Annotated in this window: 17 protein-coding genes and 1 pseudogene; 6 read left to right on the forward strand and 12 right to left on the reverse strand. The window is 53.1% G+C overall.

What is annotated here, in order from left to right; genetic code table 11:
- Window positions 1–289: pseudogene (locus Q0746_RS05525) on the reverse strand (IS3 family transposase); the annotation flags it as partial.
- Window positions 290–410: 121 nt separating this feature from the next.
- Between Q0746_RS05525 and rfbC the strand changes: the two are divergent.
- From rfbC to rfbD, 3 genes are read left to right on the forward strand one after another with little or no spacing between them, the layout of a single operon-like run.
- Window positions 411–965, forward strand: a complete 555-nt coding sequence (rfbC, locus tag Q0746_RS05530) for a dTDP-4-dehydrorhamnose 3,5-epimerase (RefSeq protein WP_298258096.1) — start codon at window positions 411–413, stop codon at window positions 963–965.
- A gap of 14 nt (window positions 966–979) precedes the next feature.
- Window positions 980–2017, forward strand: a complete 1038-nt coding sequence (gene rfbB / locus Q0746_RS05535) for a dTDP-glucose 4,6-dehydratase (protein ID WP_298258098.1) — start codon at window positions 980–982, stop codon at window positions 2015–2017.
- Window positions 2018–2860 carry a dTDP-4-dehydrorhamnose reductase gene (gene rfbD, locus Q0746_RS05540; protein WP_298258100.1) on the forward strand — a complete coding sequence of 281 codons (843 nt, stop codon included), beginning with the start codon at window positions 2018–2020 and terminating at the stop codon, window positions 2858–2860.
- 681 nt (window positions 2861–3541) lie between these two features.
- Here the strand turns inward: rfbD and Q0746_RS05545 are convergent.
- The 5 genes from Q0746_RS05545 to Q0746_RS05565 form a co-directional block, all read right to left on the reverse strand.
- Window positions 3542–3709, reverse strand: a complete 168-nt coding sequence (locus tag Q0746_RS05545) for a hypothetical protein (RefSeq protein ID WP_298258102.1) — start codon at window positions 3707–3709, stop codon at window positions 3542–3544.
- A 150-nt stretch (window positions 3710–3859) separates the two neighbouring features.
- Window positions 3860–4711: a class I SAM-dependent methyltransferase gene (locus Q0746_RS05550; RefSeq protein ID WP_298258104.1), complete on the reverse strand. Its 852-nt coding sequence runs from the start codon at window positions 4709–4711 to the stop codon at window positions 3860–3862.
- A gap of 66 nt (window positions 4712–4777) precedes the next feature.
- Window positions 4778–5734, reverse strand: coding sequence for a hypothetical protein (locus Q0746_RS05555; protein WP_298258106.1), 957 nt, complete (start codon window positions 5732–5734; stop codon window positions 4778–4780).
- A gap of 55 nt (window positions 5735–5789) precedes the next feature.
- The gene (locus Q0746_RS05560; RefSeq protein WP_298258108.1) at window positions 5790–7688 is read right to left on the reverse strand and encodes a glycoside hydrolase family 99-like domain-containing protein; all 1899 of its coding nucleotides are present in this window, start codon (window positions 7686–7688) and stop codon (window positions 5790–5792) included.
- A gap of 390 nt (window positions 7689–8078) precedes the next feature.
- Window positions 8079–8870 carry an ABC transporter permease gene (locus tag Q0746_RS05565; protein WP_298258109.1) on the reverse strand — a complete coding sequence of 264 codons (792 nt, stop codon included), beginning with the start codon at window positions 8868–8870 and terminating at the stop codon, window positions 8079–8081.
- A 172-nt stretch (window positions 8871–9042) separates the two neighbouring features.
- Here Q0746_RS05565 and Q0746_RS05570 point away from each other — a divergent pair, with 172 nt between their 5' ends.
- Together Q0746_RS05570 and Q0746_RS05575 are read left to right on the forward strand one after the other, a co-directional pair.
- Complete coding sequence (locus tag Q0746_RS05570) at window positions 9043–10125, forward strand: sugar transporter (RefSeq protein WP_298258111.1); 1083 nt, start codon at window positions 9043–9045, stop codon at window positions 10123–10125.
- 4 nt (window positions 10126–10129) lie between these two features.
- On the forward strand, window positions 10130–10813 hold the full coding sequence (locus Q0746_RS05575) for an ABC transporter ATP-binding protein (protein ID WP_298258113.1): 684 nt from the start codon (window positions 10130–10132) through the stop codon (window positions 10811–10813).
- 19 nt (window positions 10814–10832) lie between these two features.
- Here Q0746_RS05575 and Q0746_RS05580 read toward each other — a convergent pair whose 3' ends face one another.
- From Q0746_RS05580 to Q0746_RS05590, 3 genes are all read right to left on the reverse strand, one after another.
- Window positions 10833–12854, reverse strand: a complete 2022-nt coding sequence (locus Q0746_RS05580; RefSeq protein WP_298258116.1) for a M10 family metallopeptidase — start codon at window positions 12852–12854, stop codon at window positions 10833–10835.
- A 38-nt stretch (window positions 12855–12892) separates the two neighbouring features.
- Window positions 12893–13429, reverse strand: a complete 537-nt coding sequence (locus tag Q0746_RS05585) for a hypothetical protein (RefSeq protein WP_298258118.1) — start codon at window positions 13427–13429, stop codon at window positions 12893–12895.
- Window positions 13430–13491: 62 nt separating this feature from the next.
- Window positions 13492–15708 carry a calcium-binding protein gene (locus Q0746_RS05590; protein WP_298258120.1) on the reverse strand — a complete coding sequence of 739 codons (2217 nt, stop codon included), beginning with the start codon at window positions 15706–15708 and terminating at the stop codon, window positions 13492–13494.
- 356 nt (window positions 15709–16064) lie between these two features.
- Here Q0746_RS05590 and Q0746_RS05595 point away from each other — a divergent pair, with 356 nt between their 5' ends.
- Window positions 16065–17015: a glycosyltransferase family 2 protein gene (locus tag Q0746_RS05595; protein WP_298258122.1), complete on the forward strand. Its 951-nt coding sequence runs from the start codon at window positions 16065–16067 to the stop codon at window positions 17013–17015.
- Here Q0746_RS05595 and rfbA read toward each other — a convergent pair.
- The 3 genes from rfbA to repC form a co-directional block, all read right to left on the reverse strand.
- The gene (gene rfbA / locus Q0746_RS05600) at window positions 17012–17884 is read right to left on the reverse strand and encodes a glucose-1-phosphate thymidylyltransferase RfbA (protein WP_298258124.1); all 873 of its coding nucleotides are present in this window, start codon (window positions 17882–17884) and stop codon (window positions 17012–17014) included. The two genes, Q0746_RS05595 and rfbA, sit on opposite strands and share 4 nt — an antisense overlap.
- 82 nt (window positions 17885–17966) lie before the next feature.
- On the reverse strand, window positions 17967–19082 hold the full coding sequence (locus Q0746_RS05605; RefSeq protein ID WP_298258126.1) for a polysaccharide biosynthesis/export family protein: 1116 nt from the start codon (window positions 19080–19082) through the stop codon (window positions 17967–17969).
- A 251-nt stretch (window positions 19083–19333) separates the two neighbouring features.
- Complete coding sequence (repC, locus tag Q0746_RS05610) at window positions 19334–20446, reverse strand: plasmid replication protein RepC (protein WP_298258128.1); 1113 nt, start codon at window positions 20444–20446, stop codon at window positions 19334–19336.
- Window positions 20447–20472: the final 26 nt, after the last annotated feature.

Raw genomic sequence — 20472 nt, forward strand, 5'->3', positions numbered from 1 at the left:
AATGCAGCCCAATCCCGACTGATATATTGGGAATTCTGGTCTGTCTGGATCAAGACGGATTGCTTTGGCTTTCGTAGCCCAACGGCCGGACACAGGAACCCCTCTTAGGTATTGATGTAAGGGATATCTGAGACCCAAGCCGTGCCCGATTTAGCGACATCAAACTGCCACACTCAGCACGGCCCCTGGCCAATCGTGCCAGCCTGAAAACGCGGTTTGGGCCACTTATCTCACCTTGTTCGATGAAATCGTCATGCAGTTTGCGATACCCTAAGACCTTTCCGCTGTCTTAGCGGGTTTTTAATCCATGCATGAAGGTGACTGAACTTGCCGCAAATGTATGGCACGAACTGGTGACAAGGCCGGTTAGCACTGCTAGGTCGTCCCCAGCAAACCTGAGGAAAAGTACATTGGACGTCACCAAAACTGCCCTAGAGGGCGTTGTTATCTTGGCCCCGAAACGCTTTGGCGATGACAGAGGTTATTTCAGCGAGGTTTGGAATAGTCAGACGATGGCGCGTGCTGGCTTTGAGATTGATTTCGTTCAAGACAATCATTCCCTGTCTGCCGAAGTCGGGACCTTGCGCGGGTTGCACTATCAAAGCCCGCCGCATGCGCAGGACAAGCTTGTCCGTTGCGGGGCGGGTGCCCTTTTGGATGTGGCTGTCGACATTCGGAGAAGCTCCCCGACGTATGGTCAGCATGTGGCTGTCGAATTGAGCGCCGCGAATGGTTTGCAGTTGCTGGTGCCCAAGGGCTTTCTGCATGGCTTTGTAACGCTGACACCAAATACCGAGGTGCTCTACAAATGCTCCGACGTATATGCCCCAGAGTGCGATGGCTCCGTGCATTTTGCCAGCGCAAGTTTGGGGATCGATTGGGGCCTCTCAACCTCAAAGGCCGTGCTGTCAGGCAAGGATGCGCAAGCCATAGATTTCGTCGATTTCACATCGCCATTTGAATAGAGAAAGAGCCTGCAATGAAAATTCTTGTAACAGGTGGCGCGGGCTTTATTGGGTCTGCCGTTGTGCGCCAAGCGATCCGTGATGGCCATGAAGTCGTCAACGTCGACGCGCTGACCTATGCTGCATGTTTGGATAATCTTGCCTCAGTGTCTGATGCCGCAGGATACACCTTTGAGAAAGCCGACATCTGCGATGCAGATGCCATGGCGCGCGTTTTTAACACCCATAAGCCCGACGCTGTGATGCATCTGGCCGCCGAAAGCCATGTGGACCGCTCTATCGATGGCCCGCAGGCCTTCTTGCAAACCAATATCATGGGAACCTTTACCCTATTGCAGGCCGCATTGGCCTATTGGGAAGCTGCGGGGCGGCCGGAAAACTTCCGGTTCCACCATATCTCGACCGATGAAGTCTATGGCACGCTTGGCGCTGACGGGATGTTCACCGAAGACACGCCCTACGCGCCGAACAGTCCCTATTCCGCGTCCAAAGCCAGCTCGGATCACTTGGTGCGGGCGTGGGGGGAAACCTATGGGTTGCCCTTCGTCTTGACCAATTGCTCGAACAACTACGGGCCCTATCACTTCCCCGAAAAGCTGATCCCAGTGGTGATTTTGAACGCTTTGGCGGGCAAAGAAATTCCAGTTTACGGCGCAGGGGAAAATGTGCGCGACTGGCTCTATGTCGAAGATCATGCCGACGCTTTGCTGACCGTTCTGCAAAAAGGCGCGAACGGCCGGACCTACAACATCGGCGGCGAAAACGAGGCCCGCAACATCGATATCGTCCGCAAGATTTGCGCGCTGTTGGATCAAATGCGGCCCAAAGATACGGCCTATGAAGCGCAAATCACCTTCGTGACCGACCGACCGGGCCATGATCTTCGCTATGCAATTGATGCTGACAGAATCCGCAACGAGCTTGGCTGGCGGCCATCCGTTACGCTGGAACAGGGTCTAAAAATGACTGTTCAATGGTATCTAGAGAATGAACCGTGGTGGAAAGCTCTGCAAAACCGCGACGGGGTTGGCGCACGGTTGGGGACGGGCTGAATGTCTGGATTGGTCTTTGGCAAAACAGGACAGGTCGCCCGCGAGCTTGCGGCACTGAAAGGCGTTACTTGTGTTGGCCGTGAGCGTGCGGATTTATCCGATCCTGCAGCCTGTGCCGCCCTTATCGCGAAGTTAGAGCCTGATTTTGTGATCAATGCCGCCGCCTACACTGCCGTGGATAAATGCGAAACCGATGAAGATGCGGCAGGCATCATAAACGGGGACGCGCCCGCCGCGATGGCCCGCGCATGTGCGGCATTGGGAACGCCATTTGTTCACATCTCGACGGATTATGTGTTCGACGGGTCTGGCGAAGCGGCCTTCACGCCGCATGACACACCCGCCCCGCTCAATGCTTATGGCCGGACCAAACTTTTGGGCGAAGACGGGATCCGCGCGGCAGGCGGCCGTTTCGCTATCCTGCGCACATCTTGGGTGTTCTCAACACATGGCAACAACTTCGTTAAAACCATGCTCCGCGTCGGCGCCGAACGGGACGAGTTGACTGTCGTCGCTGACCAGATCGGCGGCCCAACAGCCGCGCGCGACATCGCGCAGGCCTGCATGGATTTGGCCACGAGCTTGGGCAAGGGCGGCCCGTCCGGAACCTATCACTTCGCAGGCACACCGAATGTCAGCTGGGCCCAGTTCGCGAGAGAAATTTTCGCGCAGGCCCAGATGAAGACCAAGGTCCGCGACATTGCAACGGCCGATTATCCGACGCCAGCCACGCGGCCGTTGAACTCGCGGCTCGACTGCAGTTTGATCGAGCAGAAGCACGGAATTTCCGGCTCAGACTGGCAGGCGGCGCTTGCGCAGGTCTTGAGCGAATTGCCGCGGTAAGGCCGCGTCTGTTCTTCAAAAACTTCGACCACAGTTTCACGAAATGACGGATGGAAGCGAAAGACTGCGAAGTTGTAACAGTCGGATATCTCACGGCTGTTGAGGTTTTGGATTAATTGTAGCCGGTGAGTAGTACTAGGCGTAAAGATACCATTTGGTTGCTGCTACTCAATGATCAGAACTATATCTTATTTACACTTTCGCATTGGAGCGGGTAAATTAGTGCATGCGCTAAAGTTCGGAACTATCGCTATTTGGGCCCTGTTTAGCGTAGTTTTCCAGCACAACCTTATGTTCGAAATAGAGTTGATCTTTCTGGCAATGGTTCCGATCATTGTGGTGATTAGCGTAATTTTTGAGATGCGGAAAGTAGAGTTCGACATCTCAAGGCGACCATTCTCTCAATCATTTGGTTCTTTTTGGTTTGGGGTGTTCCTAATTTTCCGGGTTGACGATTTACCGCTTCTGCCAGCTCCTATTATTTTTTTCGCCTCTTACGTTGGTTGGTATGCGGTCGGAGCGGTGTCCTTTAATGTTACCACTATCGTGAGGCGTGAAGAAAAGTGAACACAATCAATTTGCCTAACGAACTTAGAATAAACCAAGGGCTCAGAGGGGACCTTTCATCAGCGGGGGCGGATCTCAGAATTCGAAACTGCGGCACAAATAGTTAAAGACGCTCTAATCAGCAGCGATGCATCCTTGGTCGAAATCCAATCGGTTCGAGACGCCATTGATGTTTTGGAAGAAGGTGCCGCCGAGAGTGATACCGTCATCTTCAATGGTGATAGTGCCCTGACCCTGAACTTGGTCACGTCGTCTGATGAGCAGGTCTATGGTAGTGAACAAGCTGACACCCGTACCGCGTCAGGTGGACAATATTCGGTCTCTGCCCACGGCGGCGACGCGCTCATTGGTAGACTTGCGATGAGTCGGCTCAACGGTCGCTCACGCCGTCTTAATATCATATTCCACAGTAAGATGTGACACAGATCGTTTTTACCTTCTGGCCACGAAAACCAACGGCAGCATATTTCCAGGCTGGAACGGATCAAATGTTGTCCACAAAGGACAATTGGATGAGTAGAGTCCTAGCTCAGGGGCAAGGCAGACCTCTACCGAGACCTCAGAGAAGCCCGCTTCCCGCAAGTTTTCCACCAGTTCCCACCCAAAGTTGTGAAACGCCAGTATCCCACCTGTAAGGTTGTCCCCATGGATCTCATCGGGCAAATGACGGATCAGCGTTCCGTCTGGCCCGATTTCTGCGCGAAGCATGTTTTTCTCCATCGGGAACATCGGCGTGGTGAAAATGCTCCAGCCACCCGGCTTCAAGATACGATAACTTTCGGCCAAAGCCGCTTTGTGGTCGGGCACATGTTCCAGCACATCGCTGTGCACTGCAAAGTCAAACATGCCATCGGCATAGCCCAAGCCCTGCATATCCTGAAAATTGGGGTCTGAGCGATCTTCTACATAGTGGCTCCCTGTCACTCGGAGCCCCCCCTTTCGAAGTTCGTTATGCAACGGTGTTCGGTACTCAAACAGGGCCACTTTCTGTCCGCGATGGGTTGTGCGGGCTTGGGTCGCGAGAAGCAGTTGCCGTTGGCGGGCCGTCAAACCGGTTGGGTCTACAAAACTCTCGCGAAAGTTGTATAGATCCAAGAACTTTGCGCTCGTGGGCACTTTCGCCGCCGCCGGCGCGTCACGACCGGCGTGCAAAACTTCACAGGTCGGCACGTGCCGGGAAATATGTTCTTCACTCTGCCGCTGCGTCGCGAAGTGATCTTCATGGAAGTGCAACAAAGGCTCATAAGCTGTAAACAACTGTGACTTCTGTCTATACAGATCCAAAGCTTTGCTCTTGGGCAAGAGACCCAAACGACGCCGAAATCTGATCGGAAAACTTTTCATCACTGATCAAGTCGCATCCGAACGGACCAAACGCGCAAGCTCGATCCACTTCAGAGCCGTCATTCGATCACGGAAGAAATAGCTTTCTTCATCATACGCATTCATTTTCAGATCATCGGCAGTCAAACGTGTATACCGTTCCAGAAACCGCATGTTCAAAGGTTCAAACGCTGCGCGAATTTGCTGGGCTTCAGGTCGTGTGTACATGAGTGATTTTCGACCCTCGAACAAAGGTACAATCTGCTTGGCCAAATCCTCATCAAACCCGTTTGGGCTGTTGATTTGAATCGACAGCCAAGTGGCAAGCGGATCTGACGACCTATTGGCATCTTCCTGAGACATTTTGTCAGACAGGTCAGCAAAACCCATATGAGTCATCAATGTTGCCAACGGGTTGCTCGGCCCTGCACTCGGCCGAAACGGAAGGAAGGTGATCTCGTCGGCCGAGAAATCTTGCAGCAATCGATCGTACAGAGCGCTGTAGTCCAGATAGACCCCTGTCGCGAGTTTGGTTTTGAGGCATCCCGCAAAATAGTTGTTCCAACCCGGCCGCCCATGATTGCGGTATACTTCGAAGAAAATCGATTGGATCAAGCTAAGTTGATCCCGTATCAGGCACACGACCTCGATCTCATCAAAATCAGCCACCAACTCGCGCAGCTCTGTGAAGTTCACCTGATTGTTAGGCGAGCCCCGCGAGAACTCCTCACTAGAGATCAGAACCGTTCTGTCACTCGATGCGTTTGTCTTGGTAATGTGTTCCCAATGCGCACGTGCGCCGGCAGGGTAATGGTAAAATTCCGGTAGCTTAATCCATTCGGTGACGAGACCGTGGTGCTGTTGGGGCAGGTCTGGGTAAACCAGCCCGGCTTCAAACGCCACTGTCCGGTTGTGATGCAACGTTTTTTGAATCGTCGTCGTGGCGGTTTTATGCGTCCCGATGTGTAGTACTAGTTTTGACATGACGTCCCGCCCCAAACTCTCGTCAAACGGTCTATGCAACAAATGTCGGTCAAGTTCACGTCCATTCTGACAAGACCCTCAACTGCGCATCACCGTATTGGGCAGACGGCTCCAACATGGCCTTTTCGGCCCACTCGTTCCAAGCGTTTACAAAAAGCTCCTCGCCGTACGACGTCTCTAACCTCTGTTCGTTGACGTCGCGCAGCCATTGATAGAACGTCATGGGGTTCGCGCCCCAAGCAATATGGCCCTGCACCCCACGGCGCGCCGTATTGTCCCAAGACGGCATTACACCGGCGATTGTGTTCTTGGGCAGTGTCGCCGTGTATTCCACGCTGCTGCTGTTCGCAATGACACCTCGGAAGTCATAGACCAATCCTTGAAAACCCGCCGTTGGCTTCAAATCGATCTGGGGCTCTTCCGGTCCTCCAAGGATATAGTTGCGCGGCTTGACCAGATTATGTGGCGGCATTTCAACCCAGAAATCCAGTAGATCGGGGTCGAAGACATGCTCCCCCTCAACATGGAACAGCACAGCCCCCAGCTCTACTTCGCCGATACCTGCATCGCGCCAGCCTTGACGTAGCTTGGCAATGCTACCTTCCGGATCTGGCATATCTTCGGGGCGGTAAATGACAAACCTTGGCCGCACCCCATCGGGACGCTGATATCGTGGATCCCGCATGTAGACGGCCGTATCAGCTGCCAAAGTTTCCTCAAACCCGTCGCCATAAGACTGAGGCATCAGAATTTCACCAGACATCCCGTCCCAATTCCGTCGCCAGCTTTCATTCGCCCAACACAAGTAAAACGGAAATTCTACATCTGTCTGGTCAAGTAAACGGTCAATCGGTTCTTCCAGAATACGTTGACCGTCGAACCAGTAGAAATAGGTGCAAAACGCATCAATACCCGCAGCGCGCGCAAGTTTGGCCTGCTCTCCTAAAACTTCGGTTTGGCGTAGGTCGTAAAAGCCAAGGGCTCCCGGAACCTGAGGTTGGGCATGACCTTTGAAATTGGGTTTGGCAGACGTGGCGGCTACCCATTCGGTAAAGCCAGACCCCCACCATGCGTCATTCTCAGCCACACGGTGAAACTGTGGCAGGTAGAATGCAGAGACAAAACTAGGCTTGCGCGCATCTGAAGCGACGGGCGCACCTTTGAGCTGCGAGGTTTGCACAATCGAATGCCCGCCATCCTCTGCTAGATACCCCAAGGCGCGCTCGAACGCATGGGCATAAGTACCGTCAACCTGACCAAGCTCTCGCTCGAAGTCGTATTCTGTTAGCTGCAAACCTTTGATCGTCGCCACAAGTTGCGGCTTGAGCCAATACATGGAACCCGCGGGAAACGACAAACGATCTTTGTTGAACGGTATCTCAACCTTGCTCAAGATATCGCTGGTGTGTTTCTGGTTTGACCCCCACCACGCCGTATCGTTGTAGTGTTGACCGTCCGCGACCCAAATGCTGGCTGTTTTATCCGCAAGAAACGCGTCCAAATGCGCGCTTGTCTCTGAACCGAGCATAAGGCCCGATACAAGGTGATCCCGCCAAACATCCCCGTCCTCGCGATGAGGTGATTTCTTGGTATGAACTTTGCATATCGCATCGTATCGCGAGAGCAGCCCCGCGTTGACGAGATGTACAAACGGGAAAATATCTCGACCGTGATTGGGCATGAAAACAACGACCGCATCCGGAAAGTCACCCAAAATGTCCTGTCTCAGCTCGTCAGAACGATCCCCATATTTCGTAACTGTTACGAAGAGATCAAATTCGATGTCCAATTCGCTCAATCGATCTGCAAACTCGCGCCACATATCAAAGTAGAAAAGATGAACATGGACGGCAAACCGCGCGCCGGTTTGCATCGGGGCCAACGAGGCAAGAAAACGAGTGTCGGGCGTCCCAGCTTGATATGCGCCCATCCCAACGGTGAGGTTCCTAGTCACCCGACCCTCTCGGGCGCCAGAACGGATGTAGTGCAAAAATGGCTTTAGGCCCGCTTTGCTCAGATCCGGATTTACCTGAAGATACTCAGCCGGCGCAAAATCAGGGTTTGGTTGCCAACCTAGGGATTCGCCATAGCGAACGTAATGTCGCGCAGGAAAAGACCGAAACAAAGGGTTCAGGCCTTGGTTAACGCCTTGATAAAAGTTCCTGTCAAAATGCTCTGATCGCCAAACACGGAACGCATAATAGTCCAAGACCGGTCGAGGTAAGAAGAAACCGATGGCGCTGGCTATCTTCCTGAAAATTGATCTCGACATATACCCGCGCTCTCTGTGCGATAAACCTGTGGTTGAGTATCAGTTTGCAAATCAATGCTCAACACAGCCTGTCTATCTTTCAATAAGATCACGGTAAAACCGCCGAAGCAGTACAAGCCCAAGGCTCAGCAACACTGCAGACGTCAAAAACAGAAAAGTCAGGGACACGTAGCTTGCATCATAGGTCGGATAGAATGCCGCGCGCATCAATCCGGTGATGTGGATCAACGGATTGAACCACAGGTAATCGCGAAGCTCGGTCGGGACATCCTCAAACAAAAAGAACACCCCTGAAACAATGAACATAGGTCGCATCAAAATGCCCCATATGGACTGCCATACTGGGAACATTGTGAACAAAAAGCAGTTTACGACCCCTACCCCCATGGCAAAAAATGACGCGACAATGAAGGCAAGGAAAATCAACTTGTAGTCGATAATCGAGCTGAAATCGAAGACCCAATGAATGCCTACAATCACGACGTAAAACACCATGATATGAGTAATAATATTCAGCAGAAACCGCGCAACCAAAGCATCAATGAACGTCACCGACGGGTAGCTCAAAAACTGCCGTGAAAAGAGGATCGACTGCGCAACCTTGGTCGAAACATCAAGGAACATCATATACGGCAAAAAGGCCGTTGCATAAAAGAGCGGGAAGTTAGTGCCCAGCCCCGGTGCCCGAAAGGCGTAGGAGAAAACAAACGACAGCACGGCTATTGCGCCGATAGGCTCTAACAACGCCCAGATGTAGCCACCTGGAGACCTGCCATAGGTAGAAGACATCTCCCGCAAGACAAGCGCGATGATAGCCCGTGCCGTGCGAAATCTAGGCAAAGCGGTCCATGTATCAGATGCCATAAAGCCAAATCCAGTTTTGTTGCACAATGCTTCCAAACGAAGGTATACGTTACGAAACGGCGGCCGCCAATGTGCCGCGTAGAGCAGCTAGGTCACAATGTCTAAAAATCAGCCAAATAGACTTCCCCACTCACCTGCGCAACTCGCACGGGGACGCGTCAGGCATCTGTGGTTGTTGGTCAGCTTCCTCATCTTTTTTGCACTGCCTGTTGGCGGCGCGGCCCTCTATCTGTTCACTATGGCCAAGGACCAGTTCTCCTCGTCGGTCGGTTTTACGGTCAGAACAGCTGAGGCCTCAAGCGCAGCTGCTGATCTGTTAGGCGGCCTCTCGAGTTTCTCCGGTTCGAGTTCTTCCGACACAGACATTTTGTATGAATTCATACAAAGCCAGCAGTTGGTAAGCGCGATACACGAGGATCTCGACCTGCATAAGATTTATACCCGCCACCATGACGAGGACCCGTACTTCTCGTTAAAACCTGGCGGCACCATCGAGGACTTGACGGCCTATTGGGGGCAGATGGTTAAAATTTTCTATGATAGCGGGACAGGGTTGATCGAAATACGTGTAAACGCATTTGATCCAGACGAAGCCTTTCAAGTCGCGACTGCGATTTTTGACAAGAGTTCTGAGATGATCAATGAGCTCAGCGCGATCGCACGCGAAGACGCCACGCGGTATGCACGTGAAGAACTCGACACCGCCTTAGAGAAGCTCAAGAATGCCCGGCAGGCCATTCTGGAATACCGCGCAGAAACTCAAATTGTCGATCCGCAGGCAGACCTTCAGGGTCAAATGGGCATTCTCAACAACCTGCAGCAACAACTTGCCGCGGCCTTGATTGAACTTGATCTTCTGCGTGAAACCACGCGGCGAAATGACCCTCGCATCCTTCAGGCTGAAAATCGCATTAAGGTTATCGAGGATCGCATCGTTGATGAACGCGCAAAGTTCGGGGCTGGCAGCGATTCCGCAGGCGAAGACTACGTGTCGATTATCGGTGAATTCGAGCGGCTTAATGTGGACTTAGAGTTCGCCCAAAGCGCTTATATCACCTCCCTTGCGACCTACGACGGGTCGATCGCGGATGCACAGCGCCAAAGCCGCTATTTGGCGGCCTACCTAAAACCGTCAATCGCAGAGCGGGCACTATATCCGGAACGTTCAACCATATTGCTATTGGTTGCGGTCTTTGCCTTCCTGTTTTGGACGATCGCCTCCTTGGTGTATTACAGCATTCGCGACAGAGCCTAAGCCCATGATTGAACTACGCGGTTTGACCAAAACCTACAAAGGACGGCGCACGATGACGGTTGTTGCGAACAACATTCATCATGTTTTCCCCTCCGGCGAGTCGATCGCGTTGCTCGGCAGAAACGGCGCGGGGAAATCCACCTTGCTAAGTATGATTGCGGGCACCGTTCGCCCGGATAGCGGCGAGATTATTCGTAAGGGTCGGATTTCATATCCGGTGGGCTTTGCAGGCAGCTTTCACCCCGATTTAACGGGCGCTCAAAATGCGCGTTTCGTGGCTCGGATATATGGGGCAGATTCAGATCAATTGGTCGAATTTGTCCGCAATTTCGCGGCTCTTGGACATCACTTTCATATGCCATTCAGAGGCTATTCTTCTGGTATGCGATCCCGACTGGCATTTGGTGTGTCCATGGGGATTCCTTTCGACACCTACTTGGTCGACGAAGTCACAAGTGTCGGCGACGCCGCCTTTCGCAAACGAAGTCACGCCATTTTTATGCATCGGATGAAAACAGCCGGCGCGATTGTTGTAAGTCACTCCACAGCCACAATGAAAGCCATGTGCACATCTGGGGCGGTGCTCGAAAATGGCCGGTTGTTCTACTACGAACGCGTAGAACGCGCGATCGAACATTACGAAGACATGCTGGACCCAAAAGAAGCCAAAGCCGCGCCAAAGGCATAGGGCTTTTGCTTTTGCCAGATCAGGAAATGTCGAAAGTGCTACCGCCGATGCGAATGTTGATCTCTGCTTCGCTTTCGCCGTCGACCAGAGCCCAAAGAATCTGGCCAGTTTCGCGGTAGATTACGAATGCTTCGGCAACACCACTGTCACCGACGCGATCAGTATTCGCGTAGTTTACTTGGAAGTCATCTACGGAGGCATCCCCATTTGCAAACAGCAGAACGTCGCCGTCAGCAGATGTGTAGTCCTGAATCCAATCGGACCCATGCCCAGCTAGACCGATATGGTAGAATTCGTCTGCACCGGCCCCGCCGTTCACACGGTCACTACCAAAGCCACCATTGATAAAATCGTCGCCATTGCCGCCGAAGATCGCGTCGCTAAACGCCGACCCAGTAATCACGTCGTCTCCGTCCTGACCAATCAGTCGATCAACTCCGAAGCCGCCCAGAATGATATCATCCCCAGAACCGCCATAGACTTCATCATTGCCATATCCTGCATCGACAAAGTCGTTTCCGGCACCCGTTGAGATTTCGTCGCGCAGGTCGGCCGCAGTATCTCCGCCATAAATGAAGTCATCGCCGCTCCCGGTGTTGATCCGGTCAAACCCGTCCCCACCGTAGATCGTGTCTCCGCCACCACCACCAACGATGATGTCATTACCAGCGCCTCCGTTGATCATGTTGCTTGCCGAGTTTCCGGTAACGTTGTCGGTCCCAGAGCCCCCAACGTAATTCTCAATCAGCGTCCCACGAGCAATCGCGAGATTTCCAACCTGATCCCCGAAGTCTGAAATTGCTTCCGAGTTCAGATCAATACGGTTGTTGGTCGTCAAATAGGACAAATCGATCGTATCGACGCCGCTTTGGTCGTAAATTGTGCCGACAATCGGCGCCGACGCATTGATCGAGGAGTTCGGCGAGCCTGTGACCGTCGCAAAATACTGATCAAGGTAGTTTCCGAGGCTGGACTCGCGCCCCCAAACCGTATCCCCCCCTGTGGCGGACACCTCAGTTGGCGCCCCATAGAGGTTTTGGATCGCTACGATATCGGCCATCATAACTGTCAGCGGTGTTCCGTAGCTGCCCACGACCGTCGAATTTTCGGTCTGGCTAAAGTAGCTCATCACGGAGACTTGGTAGCTGTCATTGGCGAAGGTGTTATCGGTGCCATAAGTCGCATTCCCATTGTAGTCACCTTGGTGACCAAGACCGATCGCGTGACCGATTTCGTGGACATAGGCCAGGAATGTGTAGCTGTCTAAACTCGCGCCCGCATCGCTGATCCAATCGGACGAAACGTTAACAGTTGAGGATTCAATAAACCCATTGAACACCTGAGACTGAGCAAAGGCACCGTCTTGATCATCGTCAAAGGTAATGTCTGCCGATCCACCAGTGACACTGAATTCAATGTCCGCGACCATTTCCCACGCATCAAAAGCCCAGCGAGCCAGCTGTTGCCCCTGCCCCGTCAAAGCAGAGATGTTTACCGTGATGACATTATCAAGCGATGTATCAAATTGGCGTTGGGACCCACCCCAATAGCCTTCGGTCAAAAACAAAGCCAGCTCATCTAAGGTTGCCGTCGGTGCCGGTATCGGCGGAAGTGTATCTTCCACAGTCAGCGTGTACGTCCCTGTTTGGGTCGGGCTATAGGCCTCTGCAACTAAGTAATATGTCCCCGTTGTCTGGGCAACATAAGTAATTTGGGAATCCCTCAAAGCCCCCCCATCATCGTTTTGTGTAATGACCGTTCCGGATGCATCCGCAAGATACAAATATGTATCTGTCAAACTGCCGCCGCCGCCGCCAATCCCAGAAAGGTTAATGTCGTAAGCATAGCCCTCAACAAGAGAAATTCGGACAAAATCTGTATCACCGGCCGTGATTGTTCCAACGAAGCTGTCATTTACATTCATGCCATATTGGGTAGAAATAGCGCTTCTGGCATCGCCGAACGTTTCACGAACAACTGCAAAATCAGGGGCTAGGCTCGGCAGCGGCGTGCCTGCTTCCATCATACATAATAAACACATTGGCGCTTTAAATCCTGTTTATCTGATTGCTCGCCAAGTCACTGGCGTAAGGTAAATCTAAGTCTGCGCGAACTGTCGAGCAACTTTGTGACAATTTTTTTGTATTCCGTCACATCATTCTTTTTGTGTGACGTCATACGTACTTCTGACCCATAGTGGCCAGCGCTTTTTCCGGCTTTGAACACTCCGATTCTGCCAGAAAATACCCCGTTGCTCTTGGAAGACACAGCCAAATCCAATCCAATATCATTTGGACGGGTGGGAACCACATCTGACCGCTCAACGCGACGAATTACTTTTTTCGGAGCCTGTTCAGACAGCATTTGAATGAGCGTCTGGCAAAGGGTTTGCATTGGTGGTGTTTGATCCACGCAACTAACTCTGATTACGTCTTTATTTGGGGTTCGGCTTAAGGCATCCGTCGCCGCAAACGTGCTGATCACACCAGTCGTCACGATCAAAAAAGCTGGTTTCAGAGAAAGGCTCCCCAGACGCTCAAAAAGCGTTGAATGCCGCATACATTGGATTTCCAATGCAGGTGCCTTTTGGTTTCCTTCAAACACGTCGTAACCCATAATAAATCTTGCTATGTTATGGCAGAGATTAAGACAAAATTAAGTCTTTCTGCCTCGCTACTTTATGAGAGCAGATCGAATGCAGAACCTGATCCAATTTGCAGCATCAGACTATCGTTTTCAGATCCATCAACCAATGCCCACAGCACTTGATTGGTCGGGCGATAAATCACAAAGGCCTCAGCCACGCCGGCCTGACCTGCATTTTCGGTCTCGGCAAAATTGACGCGAAAGTCGTCGGCTGTTGCCCCAGAGATTGCGGCAACCAGAGTGTCACCCTCCAAACTCGTGAAGTCCTGAATCCAGTCCGAGCCGTGATCAAAAATTCCCAAATGGTAGAAAACATCGCCTCCACTGCCACCGTTGACACGGTCATGGCCAAAGCCACCGTTAATGAAATCGCTCCCGTCTCCACCAAATATCATATCGCTGAGCGGCCCCCCCGTGATGATGTCATCCCCATTTTGACCAATCAACCGATCGGCACCAAAGCCACCAATAATTGTGTCGTCACCATCGCCACCGTAAACAAGATCGTTTCCATAGCCGGCGTCGACAAAATCATCACCGGCATTGGCAGAAATCTCGTCACGTAGATCGGCACTATCGAAGCCACCATAGATGGTGTCGTTACCTGATCCGCCTACGATTCTATCGTAGCCATTCCCGCCATAGATTTGGTCGTCGCCTGCCGCTCCTTGGAGCATGTCATTGCCGTTCCGCCCCCGCATCGTATCTTGGCCAGCCCCACCGATCAGTGAATCGTCGCCGGTCGTCCCAAGCAAAGTCATTCCCGGCTCGGGGTCGGGATCAGGGTCGGGGTCAGGTGCTGGATCAGGATCAGGGTCGGGAGTAGGATCCGGGTCAGGGTCCGGTGTTGGATCGGGATCGGGTGTAGGATCAGGATCGGGTGTTGGGTCAGGATCAGGGTTCGGATCAGGAGGGTTAAAATCCGGCACACCCGGAGCGTTCCCCACAAAATGATGGTCTAGGTCAAAAAACGTCGACGGCAGAAAGTCATCTGCGGTCAAACTCTCTCTCGATGCGCTGGTTATGCTAAGCGTCATCCCCTGATAGGATAATTCAGCGCCTTCCATCGTCGGGACAACCGCTATCTGGGATAAGTTTGACAACATAACCAATTGGGGAAACACAATCCTATCTATTCGTGATTGAAAGTCGGTGATGTGCCCAAGATGTCCGGTGGTTTCAAGCGGCAGATCAAAAACAAAGTGATCTTCGCCCGCTCCACCCGTCAATGTAACATCCAGATTCCGCGCGACCAAAACATCTGTTTGCCCTGTCCCATCGAGCGTGATGCCACTTTGGTCTGAAACGCGTGTGACACCGATGTCCGCGACCGGCAAGCTTAGCAATGTCACTCCTTCTTCATGGGTACTCGATACGAAAACCTGAATGACATCTCCGTTTTGAATGGCCGTCAGCGCGCTTACAGAATCCAGCGTAATATCCGTCGTGTCGATCAAGGTATCCAAATGGATCAAGCGCCCAGTCGGCAGCAACTGCAGAACGCTTACCCCCCCATCAGTCCCACCCACAAAGACTAAGGAAGACCCACCCACTTCAAGAGTGGCCATGGCGCATACCCCGTGAAATCGCGTCATCGCGGTATCTACCGCCTGATCCAATGCGACAAGCTCACCCGTTGGCAGCACCTCTACAACTGAAATGGTGCTACTTCCTGCTCCGGCAACCAGCACCACGGACCGCCCGACCATATCAACAGCCAAAACAATTTCAGGGGCATTGATCCCCAGTCCAGTTTCCGCACCGACAAGGTCGATTTGGTTCAAGCTGCCGCTCGGTGCGACCCCAAAGGAAGCTACCGCGTCAGCACCTGCTGCGACGCCAATCAAGAAGCTCTGCCCGCCGCTCTCAACTTGCGCAAGGTCCCTAAGAGCCACGGAAGCTGCGCCAACCGCAGTTGCCACAAGATTTGTGACCCCCAACGATGTCACAACGCCAGCTCCATCAATCCGGTCAACCTCGATCTGTGTTCCAGAACCGGAGATAGAGTAGGAAAAAACCGCTCCTCCTTGTTCGATCCTTACGGTGTCGATCACAGGCCTGTCAAAAGATGAACCCAGATCAAGTGACCCCGTCAGCTCTAGACTCCCATCACTCTCTAGCGAGAGGTTTCGTATCGAATGTCCCTGAATACCAGTGACGATGGCGCTGCCGGAAGATGTTAGGGCAAGTGCACCATCTGCGCCGGCGGTCACATTTCCAGGGATGCTCAGAGTGTCTCGATGTGACACATTATGCCCAGAAGAGATTTCAAAACTCTCTATCGATAAGTTTCCATTGTACCCAACAAGAAGGAATGTTGATCCCCCCAATTGATAGGTTGTTAAGGAACTCACATGAGACGTGACTTCTCCAATCGGAAAAATCACGTCCTGAACGAATAATTGCATAACCTGCTCCGAGCCTCCAAGACTTCGACAGGTTAAGGAAATGATCGATTTGGCCGTCTCATTTCGGTATCAAATTTGGCCGTTTCTATGTTCTATGACTCTAGTTTTAGATAGATACGAGTTATACCAATTGGGTCGTCGAGATTGACCCCCAAGAAAGCGCCCGAACACACGTGCCTCAAGAGCAGGAAACACCAATGGAAGACCAATCCGCCTTGGACGCGAAGGCACAGCACTGTGCTGTGGTGGTGTGTACCTATAACGGATCGCAGTTCTTGCAGGCGCAATTGGACAGCATCGCGGCACAGTCTTTGCCCCCCGACACGATCCTGATTTCAGACGACGGATCGACAGATCAAACACGTGAAGTTGCCAAAGCTTGGGCGGCAAATTGGACCGGCGGCAAGGCGATCATCTGTGACGGCCCGCAAAAAGGGTTTGCTGCGAACTTCCTCAGCGCACTCTCTGGGATCACGTCCACAACCCAATACGTGGCCCTCTCGGATCAAGACGACATATGGTTCCCTGACAAGCTGGCCCGTGCGGTGAAGGCTTTGGGCGCGGCCCCGAGCCGCCCTGCCCTATACGGCTCTGCTACTTTGGAATGCGACTTTGATCTGAAACCCAACAGAATATCTCGGCGGGCCACGGTTGATCTGACCTTCAATCACGCCATCGGGCAGAATTTTGCAGGCGGAAACACAATGCTGTTGAACGCCGCCGCCCTGAAGTTGGTTCAAGCCGCGAATGATCGAGGTATAGAGGTGCCCGTCCATGATTGGTGGCTCTATCAGTTGGTCTCTGGCGCCGGGGGGAACGTTCTCTTCGATCCTGAGCCCAGCTTGTACTATCGTCAACACGGCGCGAACCAAATCGGAAGTGCGGCTGGCATGATGGCTATGTCCAAGCGTCTGCGGCGCATGGCACGCGGGGATTACCGCGGGTGGAACACGGCCAACCTACATGCGTTGGATGTGTGTAAGGATATGCTGACGGCCAGCCATGCCGACACGTTAAACCAAGTTATACGTGGCCGTGATGCTGGCCTGCGCAACAGGTTGTCGCTGCTGCGCGACCCGGGTCTCTATCGGCAAGGACTGGTAGGCCAGATGGGCCTTGCGCTGGCGTTGGCGCTTCGGCGGTACTAAGCGATCAACGACAGTAGATATTTTCCGTATTCCGACTTTTGGTAAAGCTCGCCCAGCTTGCGCAGGTCGGCCTCATTGATCCAGCCTTGGTCAAACGCGATTTCTTCTGGGCAGCCGGTTTGCATGCCTTGGCGTTTTTGTAGGGTGCGCACAAAATTGCCTGCATCCAAAAGGCTGCCGTGCGTCCCCGTGTCTAACCAAGCAAAGCCGCGGCCCATGCGTTGCACATTCAGCTCGCCGTCCGCCAGATAGGTTTGCAACAAGGAAGTGATCTCAAGCTCGCCACGCTCGGACGGGGTAATCGCGCGGGCGCGTCGGGGTGCTGATCCGTCCAAGAAATACAGCCCCGTTACCGCATAATTGCTGGGCGGCACTTCGGGCTTCTCGATCAGGTCGATAACCTTGCCGGCCTCATCCATCGCAACCACGCCGTAGCGCTCTGGGTCAGTGACGCGGTAGCCAAAGACAGTTCCCCCTTCGGCGGATTGATCGGCCTCGGTCAGCAATTCAACCAATCCGTGCCCAAAGAAAATATTGTCCCCCAAAACCATGACACTCGGCGCGCCATCAAGGAAATCTTCAGCCAGCAAATAGGCCTGCGCGAGGCCATCGGGGCTTGGTTGCTCGATAAACTCCAGCGAGATGCCCCATTGGCTTCCGTCCTTCAGCAAGCTTTTGAACTGGGCCTGATCCTGAGGTGTCGTGATGATCGCTACCTCGCGAATACCTGCAAGCATCAAGACGCTCAACGGGTAGTAGATCATCGGCTTGTCATAGATGGGCATCAGCTGCTTGGAGATGCCATGCGTAATCGGGTAAAGACGCGTCCCAGAGCCTCCGGCCAGAATGATGCCTTTACGTTGTGTCATAGGTCCTCGGTGGTTGAGTGCGTTTTAGAAAGGGCGATCAATCACCCTTCGCACAAATATAGCCCCAATGGTTAAAACTGCGTCAGTTGGAAACTTGGTTTGCCACACCAAAGACTGAACCAATCAAGCTGAAGATTGTTCTCGCATTGTTGACGGGGCTTTCTGTGGCGTAAACGACGTCCTTCGGGTTGAGAGTAAAGTTCTTCGCACTGAACAACCCGTCAGCGGAGGTTAAGTCTAGGGTGAAAACAACCCGTGAATTCTCCGGTCCGGCGATACCGTCTGTTCTGACTGCCTTTCGGCCATACTCCCGAAGGATAAGAAGGCCTTCTGGGTTGGCCCGCCCGTCTGACAATCCACCCATGAGCGAAACCGCCTCCAGCGCATTCACGTTCGAATGGGGAAATGTGATGATCTCTTCGCGTCCAGACGCGCCGATGGTCAGGAAGTAGCTTTCATCCTCGACAACCAGAAGTTTGTCTTGATGCCGAAGGGTGGTGTCCAAGGACGGCGATTTGAAGAGTTTGTCCAAGGATATCGCATATGTCTTGTTCCCGCGCAGCAGGCGGACATGCGGGTTCTCAAAGCTTTCACGCGCGCCCCCGCCGCTGGCGATCGCCGAGAGAACGGTCATGTCACGCTCTAGCAACGGAAAGGATCCGGGGTTGTTCACGCCAGACACGAGGTCCACGCTGTGACGGCTACCGGGCTCTGTAGTTATTTGAACCTGTGCGGATGGGGATACCGCCAAGAAAGACTCTTGAATCTTCTCACGGGCAACTCTTTCCGTCAGGCCACTGACGCGCACAGATCCGACGTAGGGAAGAAAGATGGTCCCATTGGTAGAAACTTTGGCCACCTGCAGCTGAGCGATCCGTTGCTCCGGCGCGGTCAGAAGCGAATTTTCATCGCTGTCCCAGATCGCAATATTGATGCTGTCGCCAGGCAAAAGAACGCGACCGATCGGGCCCTTCTGCTTGCTGATCCACGCGTAGTTTCGAACTTTCCCAGTTTTGGGCCAATCGGCATATCGCGGCAAAAACTCTTGGGTGACGGGGTACACGGCGAACAACTTTGCTTCGTCGTTATCCGACTGTTTCACGATTTCGGATTGAAGCGCAGCACCGCGTGGCAAGGCGCAGCCCGAAACGGCCAAAATAGCTATGCTCAGGCCCGCAAGCCAAAGTTTGGTTCTCATGCTCTTTCCCCCAGGTCGACCCACGCCATTGTGGTTGCAGCCGCCATGGCTACTAGATGAACCATATTTGCGGTACAGAGGCAAGGTAGCGCTCGGGGCAGAAGGCTGTGTTTCATGACATTCTGGCGAAAGCCCGCCGCCCATGGATGTGGTTCTGAATGTCGGAACACCCTTGCTTCAATGCGCAGACCGCTGTCGCAAGGCCGGCCAAGTAGGAAACAGCGCTGTTCACTTTCGTAACCTCCTGATTTTCAAACAATTTTTTCATTGTCAGCTGACAATTTGAGACTGCACAGCATGGAGTGGACATCCACCCCTCCGTTTCGCGCCCTTTGGGTGATTCGACGAAGGTAGCCACCAGGGTTTTGGATGCTATCGACCTTTTCCAACATGAAAACAATGATCACACTGGCCCGTTTAACACCATAGGTGGCGCAGGCTTCGTGAAAGACGGGCGGATCAATGCCCAGCATCAAAGACAGTCGCTCTGAGATTAAGGCTAGGTCAGACCAGTTTCGAATCTTTTCTGGAAAGTAGCTTTGGAAGGAGGTGCATGTTTCAAGCACCATCCCCAATGAAATTGCGCTTGGTCTTTCTAAGCACTCCGAGGGTTCGCCTTGGGGCTTTGTTTTTTTTGGTGATGCAAGTTGCGCGCCGTGATCTTCAGAGTCAGAGTTATATTTAGATCTTGCTTGTATGTGCCGCTCATTTTGGCTGTCTGAGGTGCTCATTTCTGCGGCGTTCAGGCGGGCGGTTATCTGCGTGATCAACAGCTCAAGCTCGTCTTTTTTTGTCTTACGACGCAAAGCGCGGCGGGTGTCTTCGGTTAATGCATCAGGGCCTTCTGCATCGAGCAGTTGATGGCGAAGACACCCCAGTCTTGCGCGCAGCTCGGCGAGCTCTGCGCGGGCCTGCTGAACGGATTGGGCCGTCTGAAGGAGGTGCAGCGAGTGTCTGGCAATCGGCGACAGATCAAACCCGAAGGCGATACCCCCCTGCCCTGCCCGCTGCCCGCGTGCATAGCGTTTGCGGTTCGGGCTGTCGTGACGGCTGACAATTCCTGCGGTCACCAGCGCGGCCAGATGGCGGCGCAATGTACTGTCGGGCATCCCGTTCAACCGGTGGGACAAGGTGCGGTTTGATGGAAAGACGATGGCTTGCCCTGGCATCGGGTGAATCAGGCGATCAGGCAAGAAACTCATGAGAGCCTTCAAAACGCCCAATGTACGATGCGACAATTCATAGGGTTCGGCCGCATCGGTGAGCGCATTCAACGCCTTCCACTTGTCGATGCAGTGATCTTGGTCTGGGTTCAAGACGACCTCTACCGGCCGCCCAAACTCGGTTTGGGACGCATGTTTCATTTTTATGTCACGAAAGACAACAAAAT

The sequence above is a fragment of the uncultured Litoreibacter sp. genome, from assembly GCF_947487515.1.
Taxonomy (GTDB): Bacteria; Pseudomonadota; Alphaproteobacteria; order Rhodobacterales; family Rhodobacteraceae; genus Litoreibacter.